This is a genomic window from Lacticaseibacillus zeae subsp. silagei (assembly GCF_030770335.1).
In the GTDB taxonomy this organism is placed as follows: Bacteria; Bacillota; Bacilli; order Lactobacillales; family Lactobacillaceae; genus Lacticaseibacillus; species Lacticaseibacillus zeae.
This window is the reverse complement of record NZ_CP132484.1, coordinates 1,663,790-1,679,023: the sequence shown is the minus strand read 5'-3', so window position 1 is coordinate 1,679,023 and position 15,234 is coordinate 1,663,790. Positions and strand designations below refer to the sequence as shown.

The following is a 15,234-nucleotide window of genomic DNA, read 5'->3' as shown; positions in this document are numbered from 1 at the left end:
CGCTAACATCGAGTTTTTTTACGGTCAATTTTTTGATCGAAGGTTGAGACGACTGGTTCACCATTCATGTAAAGAGTCCCAAAGTTTGATGCAGGCACATCAAACTTTGGGACTCTTTTTGCGATATTATTCTTGTGGAGTCAAGTGCAAGACGTCTAAATGATGCTGTTTTAACAACGCCTCGCCATAAGGGTCATTGCGATAGTCGTGCGCGTAAACAATGCGCTTAATCCCTGCTTGAATCAAAGCCTTGGTGCAATTCAGACACGGGAAGAAGTTCACGTAAACGGTCGCGCCGTGGGTACTGACACCATTGGCTGCGCATTGGATAATCGCGTTCATCTCTGCATGAATCGTGCGAATGCAGTGGCCGTCACGCATTAAGTGCCCTGCCTCATCACAATGCGGATCGCCACTGATGGCGCCATTATAGCCCGTGGCAATGATGCGGTGCTCCTGCACTAAAACAGCGCCAACAGTGGCCCGCTCACAAGTTGACCGCTCCGAAACTTGTTGCGCGAGTTCGAGAAAATAATGATCCCAACTTTCACGGTGAACCTTTCGTTTAGATGGCACAATTTTATCTGTCAATGCTTAGCTGCCTCCTTCAGCGGCGCGTAATGCTCTGCTAAAAATGACCATTCGGAACCGGCCGGTGTTTTTGGATCGCGGGCGCGTAAATGCTCGCGACCAAAACGAATCAAACTGCGGTGCAACTTGATCCAGGTAGACTTCGGCATTAATGCCTCCAGTCGCTTTTGAATCTGAACCGGCGTAGCCTTAGGTGAAACCAGTCCCAACCCTTTCACAATCCGACTGACATGTGTATCGACAGCCACACCGGGAATGCCGAATGCATCGCTAAGCACCACGGTGGCCGTTTTCTTGCCGACCCCTGGCAACTTAACCAAATCAGCTGCGTCAGCTGGGACCTTGCCGCCATATGACTGAACCAAAATGGCACTTAATGCCTTTAAGTGAGCTGCTTTCGTACGGTACAACCCAAGTCGGCTGATTTTTTCGGCAATATCCGTCACCGGCGCAGCGGCCATTGCTTCCGGAGTTGGATAAGCCGCAAACAATGCCGGGGTGACAGCATTGACAGCAACATCGGTCGTTTGCGCCGACAGCATCACCGCAACCAGAATTTCAAAGGGATTTGTCGCGTGTAACGTCGGTTCGGGATCAGGATATAGTGCCATGATTTGGTTAAACAATTGCCTAGCCTCTGCGTCAGTCATGAATGCGCCTCCTAGTTGACTCTCACCGCTTTTACCCGATAAAAGTATGATCTTGATTTGATGGTGAATTTAAAGTTCCTGATGCCGCTTGATGTCAGCTTGGACTTGTTGCGCAGTTTTGAGATGGCGGCGTTCCCAGTTTAGCAAAATGCGATCCATATACTTTAATGAGTACGCCGAATTCAAAACTGCCTCACGTAATGCCAATAAAATGACCTCGGGTAGATAATGATCAGTATTCAACCAATCACGAATCATTTCCTGCTCAATCGGCGAAAGCGGCCGGCCAAATTCAATTTCAATTTGATTGAAAACATTTGTCTGAGCATCGGCATTGGGCGGGGTCATTGTGGCGCTATTGGTTTGGCCGTTATTCGGAATCTTGGCAAGTAGCGGACTGAGATCATAGTAATCACGCATCCGCCCTTGATTGTCAGGAACGCTTTCCAGTACGATCGCCTTTTTTTGAATCAAGGTTTCAATGGCTGTGTAAATCGCGTTAGGGGCGACATTCATCTGGTTGGCTAATGCTTTGAGATCCGGTGCCTGATGATGCTTGGATTGCCATTGGTCCAAAAAAAGATACGTCAGAAATTCGGTTTGTGTCAGGCCCAATGCTGGATAATGGTCAAACAGCAGGTTCGAGACACTGAACTGCCCTGCTTCAGTGTAAGTCCTTAAATCAGTCATTCTTGTGACCCTCCAAAAAAAGCCGGCGCGTTGGCGTCCGACTTTTGCGTGCCATTACGGCTTTAAACGATTGATCATGCGTGGGAACGGGATGGCTTCGCGTAAGTGATCCAGCTTGCAGATCCAGGTAATTGCCCGCTCCAGACCCAAACCAAAGCCGGAATGCGGCACGGATCCATACTTGCGCAAGTCTAGGTACCATTCGTATTCATCCAAATCAAGCCCGGCTTTTTCGATGGAAGCCTTTAATGTATCATAATCGGTTTCACGTTCGGAACCGCCAATGATTTCGCCATAGCCTTCAGGTGCCAGCATATCAGCACAGACATATTGCTGCGGGTCATCCGGATCCGTCAGCATATAAAACGGTTTGATGTTTTTCGGATAATTCAAAACAAACACCGGCTGATCGAATTGGTCAGACAGGTAGGTTTCTTCAGGCGAGCCAAAGTCATCTCCATACTTCACATCCATTCCGGCATCCTGCAGCATTTCGATCGCTTTTTTATAGCTGATGCGAGGGTATGGGAGTTTGGTGTATTGTTTGAGGACTTCAGGATCGCGACCGAGCAAATGCAACGGGTAACTGCAGTTGTCCAACACCGCCTGAACTAAGTAAGCAACGTAACGTTCCTGAACCTTGAGGCTTTCTTCCTGATGACAAAAGGCCATTTCCGGTTCGATCATCCAAAATTCGGTCAAATGACGGCGAGTCTTACTTTTTTCCGCCCGGAACACCGGACCGCAAGTGAAGACTTTACCGTAAGCCATGGCCCCCGCTTCAGCATACAGCTGGCCCGACTGACTGAGATAAGCTTTCTTATCAAAATAATCGGTCTCGAATAATTCGGTTGTTCCTTCGGGTGCCGAATCAGTCAGAATTGGCGGATCCATTTTGATAAAGCCTTCGTTGTTGAAGAATTCAAAGGTTGCCCGGATCATTTCGTTACGAATTTGTTGAATGGCAAATTGCCGTTTGGACCGTAACCAAAGATGGCGGTGATCCAGTAAAAACTCAATCCCGTGTTCCTTAGGAGTGATCGGATAATCTTCAGAGTCGCCGACAAGTTCAATATCGCGAACTTCAATTTCGTAGCCAAAATGACTGCGGCTGTCTTGATGAATAACACCCGTGATCCACATACTGGATTCTTGGCGCAGCTCCTTGGCGAGTTTAAACACTTCATCTGACACGTCAGCTTTAGAAACAACCCCTTGAAAATACGCCGAGCCATCGCGTAACTGAAGAAAGGCAATCTTGCCAGAGCTTCGTTTGTCAGTCAACCACGCGCCAATTTTTACTTCTTCGTTTACATGTTCCTTTGCATCAATGATGCGAATCTTTTCGGTCATGCCTTAACTCCCCACTTTAAAAATATAAAATTATTTCCGGACAAATTCCTGAATGCGCCGCGCTGCTTCGCGCAGGCTGTTAAGATCTTTACAATAACTGATGCGCGCATGATCCGGCATCCCAAAGGCGCGCCCCGGAACGATCGCAACCCCGGTTTCATTCAACAGTGCGCTGATAAAATCATCAACGGTGCCATAATGGCTCAACTGTGCTGCCCGCTTAATATTCGGGAAAAGGTAAAAGGCCCCTTGTGGCTTTTCGCCCATATCAAATCCCGGAATCTCGGCCAACAAATCATAGAAAAGGTTGAGTCGTTCTTCAAACGCCTGGCGCATCTTTTCGACAACGCTCTGATCACCGGTAAGCGCCGCTACTGCAGCATATTCGGAAACGGCTGCCGGATTAGAGGTGGTATGGCTGATGAAGGTCGCCATGGCTTGCATGAGCTTTTCCGGCCCAGCCGCATAGCCGATTCGCCAACCGGTCATGGCATAAGATTTGGAAACGCCTGAAATTAAAACCGTATTATCTGCAATGTCAGGGTCAATACTGATCATGGATGTATAGGATGTGCCATTGTAAATCAGATCCCGATAAATATCATCAGTGACCACCAGAATGTGATGTTTTAAGGCCCAGTTGCCGATTAAGGTCAGTTCGGTGCGGTTATAGACGACACCGCTTGGGTTTTGCGGCGAATTGATGATCAACGCGCGCGTTTTATCCGTTCGTGCTGCTTCAAGATCATCAACGCTGACTTTGTGGCCAACTGCTGGCATGACCAGGTGTGGTATGCCGCTGGCTAATTTAATCTGTTCCTCATAGGAAACCCAATACGGTACCGGAATCAACACCTCATCGCCTGGATTTAGATAAATCTGGAATAAGGCGTACAAAGCAAACTTTGCCCCAGTGGTCGCAACAATCTGACGCGCCGGATAGCGAACCCCATCCTGGGCAAAAATCCGATCGCTGATGGCTTGTTTTAATTCTGGAATACCGGTTGCTGCCGTGTAAAAACTGGCGTTGCCGGCTTGAATGGCAGCAATTGCCGCGTCATCGATGGCTTTGGGGGTCGGAAAATCCGGCTGACCGATCGATAAGTCAATCACATCGGCGCCTTTGGCCTTCAGTTCCTTAGTCTGATTACTTAATGCTAATGTCGCGGACGGTGCAACGTTGAGGATTCTTTTTGCTAAATGCACGAGGGCGCCTCCTACAGTGTCGACACCACTCAGGATGTCGAATCATGCTAATTTATAGATTTTTGATCGCGTTCAGCTGTTCGCCGCTGCGAAAACTGTACGTCACGTAATTCAGTTTACCAGACTTTGACAGATAGCCAATATCCCAAACGAATTCCGAGCCACGTTTACCTAAGGAAGCGTTTAAAATCTTCTTCGGGTTGTTATCACTTGTCGCTTGTTGGATCGCCTGTTGCCGTGTGATACCGGATTTTTGGTTTAAAATGTCGACTTTGCCGGTTTTTTTCTGAATAACAACGTAGACGGACTTATTTTTTTGCGTTCGTCCGGCAACGCTTAGGTAGCTTTTATCGCGGTTATACCACCAAAAGCCGTTAATCGTTTTCAGGTCGGCCCGATTGGTGGCAATTCGTTCGGCTTGGCTGCGTAATTGCTGATAAGGCGAGATACTTTTGGCATAAATACCGATAACCGCGATGATGAGAATGATGAGGCCGCTGATTAAGGAAAATTTGAGCCAATCAAAACGTCGGTGACGCCGCATGGGTTGTTCCCTCCTTTGTTGTATGTGGGTGAGTTGTAAGTATAAAGTTGACCGATGCTGCTGAAACGCGATCGTCGACTCCTAAGCGCGCCGGCTCACGCTCTCAGCCACATGCCAATATACGCTGGCATATCGTTTAGAGGCATGGTCATGGGTTTAATATTCGGTAAGGATTTTTGCATCTTTTTACCGTATTGCGTAGTGATGAAGCGCGGATCCAAGATGACGAAAGCACCGCGGTCGGTTTCGGTACGGATGAGGCGGCCGAAGCTTTGACGTAAGCGAAGCGTTGCCCGTGGCAGTGCATCGTCGGTGAATGGATCGCCGCCGCTAGCTTTGATTTGGGCATAACGGGCTTTGGTGATGGGTGCTTCCGGTGCGTCGAATGTCAACCGGGTTAAGATGACCATTTCGAGTAGCCGATCAGGATAGTCGATGCCTTCAAAAAAGCTGGCTGCACCTAGCAATAAACTCTGCTCGCCGACTGCAAAGCGCTTGGCAATCTTTTCCGCCGAGCCGGTCACGCCTTGTGCCAACAGTTCTTTGTGATCAGCAATGGGGCGATGAACCAGTCGCTGATAAACCTCTTCAATCACATTCAGAGAGTTGAACAGGACAATGGTTTGATGCTGATTGTCGGCTAACAGTTCAATTGCCTGAGCAAGATAGTCCGCATAGGCTGATGCGGATACCTCGCTGGCGTTTGGCGCATCTGTCGCAACCAACACCTTGGCTTGGTCACGATAATGAAACGGACTGCGGAGTTTTAGGAAGCTTGTTTCCGGGAGTTCGCCGTAGCCCAGTTGCCGGGTCAAAAAATCAAAGGATCGGGCAGCCGTCAACGTTGCGCCGACGAAAACCGGTGCCGTAAATTGCCGAAGTAACTGTTGCACCGCCGCGCCAACTTGAAAAACATCCCAACTTAAGCCTAAGCTTGCCACATCCTTCACCTGACTCAAAGTAATTGACGCAACAGCAGCCCGACCGTTGATTAGCTCCGGCAATCGCCGAAGCATTTCCCGCAATCGATTGCGCTGATCAGCCAAACTCATGCGCAACGCTGCCAGTGCCTGAAAACGTTGACCGTCACTTTTTAAAAAGAACCGTGGCCGTTGATTAAAATCCGCTGTTAGTTTATCTGCCGTCACTGTCAGCCGACCAATGACTTTGATTAATAGTTTAACCTTATCTGACTGGGTTTCACGTAGCCAGTCGACTGCGGCCGGATCCAGACTTAAACTGACAAAACCGGACGTCGCCGTCGTTTTGCCGTGGAAAAAGTGCCGGTAGATGTCTTGCTGCAAAGTGGTGACGGTTGTTTGCGCCGTTTCCGTTAACTGATGTAGTTGTCGCAGAATCATTTGCATCGCCGGCTCGCTTTGATAGACCGCAACTAAGGAGTGAGATTCGTCGGGATCGCTTAACTGCCATAGATGGCGCAACTGACGCCGCAAATGGCCTAACGCCATATGTTGGGCGAACGCTGCTGCGGTGTTATCCGCGAAATGCTGTGCTTCATCCACCACCAAAAATGGCTGTCCACCTGCAAGTTGCTCGACATGGCGCGCAAGAAAGGCATGATTCGTGACCACAATCACCGCTGCGTCCATGGCCGTTTGCAGACGCCGATAAAAATCCAACGCATAAAACGGATTGGTAAACGGCGTTCCGACATCGCCGGTATGCCGAATCTGCAAAAACAAGGGCGCACGATATGTCGTGAGATGTAACTCGTCCAAATCGCCTGTCGTCGTCTGGGTCAGCCAAACCAGCAATTTCATTTGCAGCAACTGGGTTTGTCGTGTCGGTGCTTCCTGATGCAGGCTGGCAGCAAATTTATTTAGATCAAGGTAATGCTGCGGGCTTTTGACTTCCACACTGGGCACCGTGCGTCCTAGCAAGTCGTTGAGGGCCGGAATGGCTTTCTGCATCAGCTGGGTTTGCAAAACCAATGTTGACGTTGCAATCACCAGTTTGTGCTCGGGGGTTGCGGCGTAAGCATAAGGTAATAAATAGCCTAATGTCTTCCCTAACCCCGTCCCGGCTTCTACAAATAACGGTTGCTCAGGTTGATGCGTATGGGCAAAGATGGCATCCATCATTTTGGCCTGTGCCTTGCGAAACCGATAACGCGGTTGCAACAGATGCTTTTTGGCTAAGTCGGTTGCCGGATAGGCGCCTGCAAGTGCAAAGTCAGTTGCCGGTGTCACGGGCCGCCGCAGCACCAACGAACCGACCTGAACGTAGGCTTTTTTAAGCGGTTTCGGCGGTGTCGCAATCAAGTTGAGGTAATCGCCGGTTTCGCGAATAAAACCGTCGCGATGCTGAACCAGTGCCTGCTGGGTCGGACTTGGCAGTTCCTGAAATCGTTTGGTTAATTGTAATAGCAACTTGCCGGTACTGATCGCATCACTGTCGGCTTGATGCGGATTATCGTGTTGAATGGACAGATACGCGGTTAAATCGCTCAGGCGAAAACTGCTGATTTCCGGTAGCAAAACCTGCGCCAGTTCAACAGTATCAATGGCTTCTAACTGCAATTTTGGCAGGCCCACCCGTTCAAATTCCGCATTCAAAAATGGATAATCGAAATTAACGTTGTGCGCAACAAAAACCGTGTTTGTCAGCAAGCGGTGTAAGACCGGTGCCACTTCGTCAAAATACGGTGCTGCGACTAACCGATCGAGATTAATCCCTGTCAGCCGTTGAATGGTCTGCGGCACCGAACGATCAGGATTAACCATTTGTGAAATTGTTTGAATGATTTTGCCATGGCGCAGTAAGGCACATCCGAACTGAATCATCCGGTCGCCATCTTTGACGCTGGTGCCGGTTGTTTCCAGATCGACCACGGCAAACGTGGTGTCAGCATTCATAAATTCTTATCCATTCCTGTCTAAACATACTGCGTCTATCATACTATTTCCCGATTGGGTTCGCCACCAAATCAACAATCGTACCGGTCCGCAACAAAACCAGATAACGATGATTAACCGGGTTGGGTTGCAGCCGGGTCAATGCCTGTGCATAAAGATTCAGCTGACCGCGATAACGTGCCACTAATACTTCAGGATTAGGTTCGTGATCCGTTTTATAATCAAAAAGTGTCACCCCATCGGTATCACTGACATAACCGTCAATGATCCCGTGAATCAGAACATCTTCGCCGGGGTCATCCTTCATGCCTTCGAATAACCGATCTGCCGGCAACAACATGGAAAATGGCACTTCTCGATGAACCTGCTGCGGTTTGGCTTGCAGCAGGCGACCCAAGTCAGTCGCAAAAAAGCGCACCAGTGCGGATAAATCAATGCGGGCGGCTACTTCCTTAGGGATAGCGCCCGTGGTTATCAGATGGCGCCGTAGTTCATCAAGACTTGTATGCGTCACCGGTTGTGTCAGGTCTATCAGTTGCAACAACAAATGGGTGGCCGTGCCGACAGCAGTTGCACTGACGCCACCTGCCGATTGGGTCAGAAATGCCGGTGCGGTTAGATCTCCAAGCGGTGCTTGTGGTCCCAAAAACCGATCGGCACTCACCAATTCCATCGTATCCGGGTCATCAAAGGCCCGTTTGATTTCAGAAACACTTTGGAAGCCGGCAGTGGTGGTCGCGGCCTGAAATGGATACTGCTGCTTGAACCAGTTGCTTAAGTCGAGTGACGGCGCTTCAGCCGGAGCCGATTTTGTAGTGGTGACCGCCGGTTTAACTTGCGGATTAACCTCGATTTCAATGGCAAATTCGGTTGAATCACCGATGAGCGCTGGCTTTACGGTAGTTTCGGCTAAACCTTTGACTTGGGGATGGCGAATCAATGCTGGGCCGATCCAATCCAGGTAATTCGTTGCCGCGCTGCGAACTTGGGGAGCCAGCACCAGTTCTTCGCCTTCTGCTTCTTTAGCCCACCTTGCGACTGTCTTGTCGGCAGATGTCAGTTGCTGGCCGCTCATCGTTGCGCCAACAACGTATAGACGTTGCTGCGCTCGGGTTAAGGCAACATACAGCAGGCGCATTTCTTCAGCAAGCGTCTGATTCTGGCGGGCGGCTTTTGCGGCCTGATACTGCGGTAATTCGTATTCAACCCGGGTTTCCGGATCCAGCCATTTAACGCCGATGCCATTTTTAGTCAAAATGGCCGCGCCACGTTGATCGCGCCGATTAAAATGTTTATTGGTTTGCATCACAAAAACGACCGGGAATTCGAGGCCCTTACTTTTATGAATCGTCATTAACCTAACCGTATCTTGATCCGGATCGACTTGGGCAGGTGTGGCGAGGTCCTGATCCTGTTTCTGCATGAGGGTGATGAAATGAATAAAGGCAAACAGGCCCTTAAATCCACCTGACTCATACGTCTGGGCCCGATCAATCAAGGCTTGCAGATTGGCCTGACGCTGACTGCCACCGGGGGTTCCACCGACATAATCGAGAAAACCGGTTTCTTGATAAATCGCCCATAGCAAGGTCACAAGATCATTTTCCCGCGCAAGGTCGCGAAAATGCTTTAATTGCTGGAAAAATTGTGTGAGTGTTGCGTGCGTTTGCTTGGCTAGCGGCGTGGACGGTGTCGCAGCCAAAAAGGCAGTGACCGCATCATAGTAAGGAACCTGTTTGGCTGCTAAGCGAATGAGCGCTAGTTGATCCGCTGACAGTCCGACAATCGGCGAACGCAACACGGCAACTAATGGAATATCCTGTTTAGGGTTGTCAATAATCTTAAGCAACGCAAGCATGACCATCAATTCAGTGGTTTTAAAGAAATTCTTCGTATCCGCCACGAATAAGGGCACACCGGCTGCAGCAAACTGTGTCTGGATCAGACTGTTTTGCGTGGTTTGGCGGGTTAACAAGGTGATGTCACGATAATGGATACGGCGGTAAGTTTGACTTGCCCGGTCCCATAACTTTGCCTCCGGATCCTCAACCAACCGCTGAATTTCGGCAATGACCATTTGGGTTTGACCGGTCGCGACATCTAAAGGCTCATCATCGTCTTCACTTTCAGGCAAATCAGGTGCATCAGTACTCTCGTCATCCTCATCTGAGGTGGCCTTGCTGTATAACAGCATTTTGACCGCCGGATGGCATTCGTCGTAATCCACGGCCCCATACTTCAAGGCGGCGCGATCATCATAGCTTAAGTCCCCTACCTCGGGATCCATGATCTGGCTGAAAATAAGATTGGTGAATGCTAACACATTCTTGGTTGAGCGGAAGTTCTCCGCCAGAATAATCCGTTCAGGAGCGGTAGGATCACTGGGCTGATCGGCGAAAGACTGATATTTGTGAATGAAGAGTTGCGGATCGGCTAATCGAAAGCCATAGATGCTTTGCTTGACGTCTCCCACCATAAATCTGTCGCCTGGGTTAGTCGTGCTGACAGCTGCTAGTAATGCCTCCTGCAGCGGGCTGATATCCTGATATTCGTCCACCATCACTTCATCGAAGCTAGCACGATAATTCTCGGCAATCGGCGCGCCGGTTTGGGGGTCTTGCTGCTGCAGAATTCGTAATGCGTTGTGAGCGATGTCGCTATAATCCTGGACATGACGATCTGCTTTTTCAGCGGTTAAGGCCGCCAAAAACTGTAGTGCCACTTTTGTCAGCATTTGCATCATTGGCTGAACCGTCTGCAGCAGATCCTTGATTTGTTCACCTGTCAGCGCAAATTCCGGGGCGACTTGTTTTTGCCACGTGGTTTTGGCCGCGTCACGTAATTGTTTCGCCGCTTTTTTGGTCGCCTGATCGTTGTCATCCAGCCCCTTCCTAACGCCCGACCATTTTGCAAATTGATGATCAACCAAAACATCGCGGACTGTGTCATAAGTCGGGGCGGCATTTTCCAATAAATGTTGCAGTGGCGCCAGATCAGCTTCGATTTGGCGATGCCAGATCGGATTGGGTAATTGATCGGCCAGCGCTGCTGCTTGGGTGAGATCCGTGGTCATTTGCAGTAATTTCTGTTTCATCCGCGGCCAGATTTGGGTGTTGAAGGTTTGCTCCCATGCCTCGGGTGCATAAGGTTCGGCTAACTGACGCAAATAGGCTTGAGGATCAGTCGTCGCCGCTGCTTGACGCATTAGCTCAAACATCAAATCCTGGAGGCCACTGTCATCCCGGTCACCGCTAAAATTAGCCGTTAACTGTTCAAAAGCCGCGGCATCGTCACCAGCATAGAACTGTTCGCGTAAGTCATTCCAGACGCGTTCCTGCAACATGTAACGTTCTGTTTCATCCGTGAGTAACCGAAAACCAGGATCGAGATCGATGACGTAATAATAAGTTTGGACAATCTGCAGGCTAAAAGCATCCAAAGTACTGATTTTGGCCGCATTCACCATCGCAATCTGATTGGCTAAATGGCGGCGGTCCTCTGCATTAAGTTCATGCCGTTTTTGCGTCAGGGTCTGCTTTAACGCCGATTGAATTTTGGTCCGCATTTCGGCGGTTGCTGCGCGGGTAAAAGTGACGATCAACATTCTGGTGATATCGGCATGCTGTTTGAGAATCTTTTGAATAATCCGTTCAACTAACACCGTTGTTTTGCCGCTGCCGGCAGAAGCAGAAACCAGCACATCATGGCCATGATGCTCAATCGCTGCTTGTTGAGACGAAGTAAATTTTGTCATGATTGCGGTGTCTCCTTTTTAGAATCTGGCGTCTGCTTAGGGTCCGTTGTGAGGCGGTTGATGACATCTTTCCGTTTTAATTTAGGAACATGGTGATAATGGTCAAAACCGGTTGCCGGATCAAAAAGCATGATGCTTTGGTAATCACTGCGGCTGACGACTTCTGAGGATTGACCGTATTGGAATGGCGTCAGGTCAATATTGCCGGAGAGAATTTGAGTGGCCGCATCGATGATCAGCGCTTGATTGTGTGCCAAGTAGGCGCGTAAATCATCCGGCGTTAAAATATTCGACTGGCTACGGTTGAAGCTGCCATCTTTTTTAAACCCTAACGGAGCAACCTCGCTGGCGCCGCCACTTTCCGGTGAAATCGTACGATCAACCGCGGCGAGTTCGTCACCATGATTGGCAACCAGAAAACCCAAATATTTGAATTTCTTGAGCCGCTCAATGACCGGTTCCAAAGTCGGCGTGTATTGAAGCGTTGGATCCTGAAGATGGAAATACAGTGCGCCGGCCGGTACAAACGGCGGGTCGACAGGAACGTTTGTCATGGCTTCAATGTACGTCAGCATTTGCAAGGCAATTCCGTAATAGGCATCACTGTCATTAAACCGATGCTGGGTACTCTTATAGTCAACAATGATAAAGCGGCGCGCATCCGGTTCGCGATAAACATCTAAGCGGTCGATTTTGCCGCGGACGTTGACGCGCCCACCATGCGGCAACGGCCAGGATAATCCCGGTAAGCCTTTGGTGTCCCCGATCCGGCCAAATTGCAATTCGGTGCGCATCGGACGAAAACCGCTGCGTTGTTGTTGCTGGCGCATGTTAACCAGTACTTGGATCAGTAGCTGGCTTAAACGTCTGGTCAGATAGAGCATGCGATGCGTACTGCCGAGAATTTCATAACCCGGCTGACTGGCAATGTCTTCAACAAGCGGCGGAACGGCGGCGCTGATAGCAGATGGGTCAACATCTGCCAATGTCATATGTTCTTCGCGTAGTTGGGTCAAATACCGATCCAGCACCGCATGGAACAGACTGCCGGTGTCGGCTGGTGAAAGTTCAAACTCCGGACGCGGTTGCAGGAGCAAGCCGTACTTGAGAAAATATTCAAAGTGGTTCAGATAGTAAGTTTCAAGCCGGGAAACCGAAACATTCATGTCCCGCCCATAAAGTTGGATGGCTAAATCCGGATCAAGGTGCCCCGGATCATTCTGATAAGTGAGACTCCCAGCGAGGCGGCGGGATAACGTTGCCAAATCGGTTTGTTTTAACGCCGCCAAAACGCTTTGCCACGCTTGGCCCAATGGCAGTTTTTGTTGTTGGGCATTACCGGCGGCCCGTACAAAGTCACTCAACATTGCCCGCGGACTGCCTAAAACGGTTTCGACCGGCGTTGTCAGCGAAACCGGTGCCCAAGCGGTTGGCGTTAGGTGCAGTGCATTCCCCATTTGCTGAAAATAAGGTGAGGCCTGATTTTCGCTGTTTTCCTGGGCATTTTGAACCGGATAGCTCAACGTCAATTCGTCTGACGCTGCCATAAAACCAAGATAGTTGATAAACGGATCGCCTAAAGTCGTTGCCGGGCCTTGTTCAGGTAAGAAGCGATCATCCGGGAGCTGGGCAGCCAGCAATTGGCGCTCCTCACTGTTCAACACGCCATCATCAGTGGGAACATCTGGCATGGCCGTGTTGGTTGCGCCAATGACAAAAACGTGTTTTGCCTTCGCTAACCGCACCAAACCGGTTTCGGAAATGACAACCGCGTCAAGCGTTGCCGGAATCTGGGTGTACGTGGCACTGGCAAATCCCGCGGCCAGCAATTCGTGAAACTGCTCCCGGTCAAATTTGGCATTGCCCAAAATAGTGACATAGTCGTCCAATAACGCGGTAAAAGTGGTCCACGCCTGCTCATGGGCGCGGCTGCGGGTCAGATCACCTTCGTCACTGGCAGTTTGCCGCCAAGCGCTTAGTTGATCAACAACGCCATTTGCGTCCAACCAGCGATACAGGTCGCTTGCCGCCTCCGCTCCGGTTTTGGCGGTCTGCCATTGTTTTAGTAACGTTGGCACGGTTTGGGCAATTAATGTTTTTATGGCATTGATCTGCGCGGTTTTGGCAGCTTCTGGGTCCATCTGCGGGTCATCGGCGTCGGGATTACGTTGAAAATAACGCCATGCCGCTGCCTGCGTCCACCGCTGCTTGCCGGCAATGCCGGTACGAACCAGGTGATTATCCGTCGTATCAACGGCATCCCGAAATTCGGCCAGTGACATTCCTTCCGGCAGCAATAGCTCTGTGTGCAGCAGACGCATGACATCCTGATACTGGTAATCGTGTTTTTGAATCGCAAACAGACTTTCCATCAAGACAACTAGCGGATGGTCCTTCATCGGCCGTTGCAAATCGGTAAACTGCGGGATCGAAAATTCGGCAAAAATTGCCGGAATCACAGTTGCATACGGCTCCAGTCGCCGTGCTAAAATCAGAAAATCACGATAACGCGCACCGTGCCGAACCGCGCGATAAATATGTTGCGCCACATGCCGCAGTTCCTGATACGGATTGGTCGCGATGGCCAGATGAATTTGCTCAGCGGTTTCAGAAGTCGGTGCTGTCGGTGGCTGCAGGTCAGTATTGGCCTCCCACCAATTTGCAACTTGTTGCATGCCACGACTGATTTGACGCGGTGCCGCAAAGCGATCCGGACGAATTGGAACATGCAGCGTTTTTGCCTTTTGGTAAAGCCGTTGGTAAAGTCGACCGGCGGGTAAAAATAAGTTCGGAGCAACTGGCGGATTAAGCGGATATGGCTTATTCAACACTAACCCGAGCGTTACCTCGGCGGCCGTTTCGAGCATGGTTTCGACTAACGCAGACTCAGAAGCAGAAAACACATTAAAATGATTGAGATAGATAAACGTATGGCTTAGATCCTGCGTGCGCATGGCTTGCTGCAAGCCACTCAGTAAGCTTGCAGTTGTGGCATAAGGGCCGATTTCTGCTTCATATTGGTCAAGGATGATCCCTAAGTCACGCAACTTCGCGCGATGCCGATCACCGGGAGCCAAGGCTGATACCGTATGCATCAAATCTTCGGCAGTAATTCGGCCGATCATCAACTCGCTTAATTGATCGGCAAGTTGCGTCACGAAACCGGTGTGTTGCGCTTCGCCGGCATAAATGGTCAGGTCGTCTTGCCGATCAGCCAGAATTTTGGCCACCAACATGGTATTGCTTGCCTGATCAAGCCGCGGTTGTTGATAAAGTGGCGTGTTTTTCAAATAAAACCAAGCCAGACGCGAAAATGACAGTACCTGCACCCGACTCTGAGCGTACGCATTCGCCTCACCTTGTTGCAATTGGCGCAAGCGTTTGAGAAGATCGATTTCTGCTTCGAATTTAATATGGTTCGGCACTAAAAAGAAAATCTGATTTTGCGGATCCGCAGCGAGTTGTTCCTGGATCATGGCTGCCATGGTTTGGGCATGATCCCGTGTTGCGTCACCTAAAATAAATTGCAGCCCCATGCTGTGCCTCCTCAAGTTTCAATCAATGGTGATG

9 protein-coding genes are annotated in these 15,234 nt (G+C 49.9%); all 9 read right to left on the bottom strand.

The genetic code is table 11. From position 1 onward, the window contains the following. Positions 1 to 126: 126 nt before the first annotated feature. On the bottom strand, positions 127 to 591 hold the full coding sequence (locus LACZS1_RS07995; RefSeq protein WP_070651894.1) for a deoxycytidylate deaminase: 465 nt from the start codon (positions 589 to 591) through the stop codon (positions 127 to 129). Next, on the bottom strand, positions 588 to 1,241 hold the full coding sequence (nth, locus tag LACZS1_RS07990) for an endonuclease III (protein WP_070651895.1): 654 nt from the start codon (positions 1,239 to 1,241) through the stop codon (positions 588 to 590). Before nth ends, LACZS1_RS07995 begins: the two co-directional genes overlap by 4 nt. A gap of 69 nt (positions 1,242 to 1,310) precedes the next feature. Beyond that, positions 1,311 to 1,931: a DnaD domain-containing protein gene (locus LACZS1_RS07985; protein ID WP_010488249.1), complete on the bottom strand. Its 621-nt coding sequence runs from the start codon at positions 1,929 to 1,931 to the stop codon at positions 1,311 to 1,313. A 54-nt stretch (positions 1,932 to 1,985) separates the two neighbouring features. After that, on the bottom strand, positions 1,986 to 3,284 hold the full coding sequence (gene asnS, locus LACZS1_RS07980) for an asparagine--tRNA ligase (RefSeq protein WP_070651896.1): 1,299 nt from the start codon (positions 3,282 to 3,284) through the stop codon (positions 1,986 to 1,988). A 30-nt stretch (positions 3,285 to 3,314) separates the two neighbouring features. Further along, on the bottom strand, positions 3,315 to 4,490 hold the full coding sequence (locus LACZS1_RS07975; RefSeq protein ID WP_070651897.1) for a pyridoxal phosphate-dependent aminotransferase: 1,176 nt from the start codon (positions 4,488 to 4,490) through the stop codon (positions 3,315 to 3,317). A gap of 52 nt (positions 4,491 to 4,542) precedes the next feature. Beyond that, positions 4,543 to 5,034, bottom strand: a complete 492-nt coding sequence (locus LACZS1_RS07970; RefSeq protein ID WP_025012400.1) for a cell wall elongation regulator TseB-like domain-containing protein — start codon at positions 5,032 to 5,034, stop codon at positions 4,543 to 4,545. A 95-nt stretch (positions 5,035 to 5,129) separates the two neighbouring features. After that, positions 5,130 to 7,910 (bottom strand): helicase C-terminal domain-containing protein, encoded by a 2,781-nt coding sequence (locus LACZS1_RS07965; protein ID WP_070651898.1) that lies wholly within the window; start codon positions 7,908 to 7,910, stop codon positions 5,130 to 5,132. Positions 7,911 to 7,953: 43 nt separating this feature from the next. Then, positions 7,954 to 11,664 carry a helicase-exonuclease AddAB subunit AddA gene (addA, locus tag LACZS1_RS07960; protein ID WP_274804328.1) on the bottom strand — a complete coding sequence of 1,237 codons (3,711 nt, stop codon included), beginning with the start codon at positions 11,662 to 11,664 and terminating at the stop codon, positions 7,954 to 7,956. After that, positions 11,661 to 15,200: a PD-(D/E)XK nuclease family protein gene (locus LACZS1_RS07955; RefSeq protein WP_274804329.1), complete on the bottom strand. Its 3,540-nt coding sequence runs from the start codon at positions 15,198 to 15,200 to the stop codon at positions 11,661 to 11,663. Before LACZS1_RS07955 ends, addA begins: the two co-directional genes overlap by 4 nt. Positions 15,201 to 15,234: the final 34 nt, after the last annotated feature.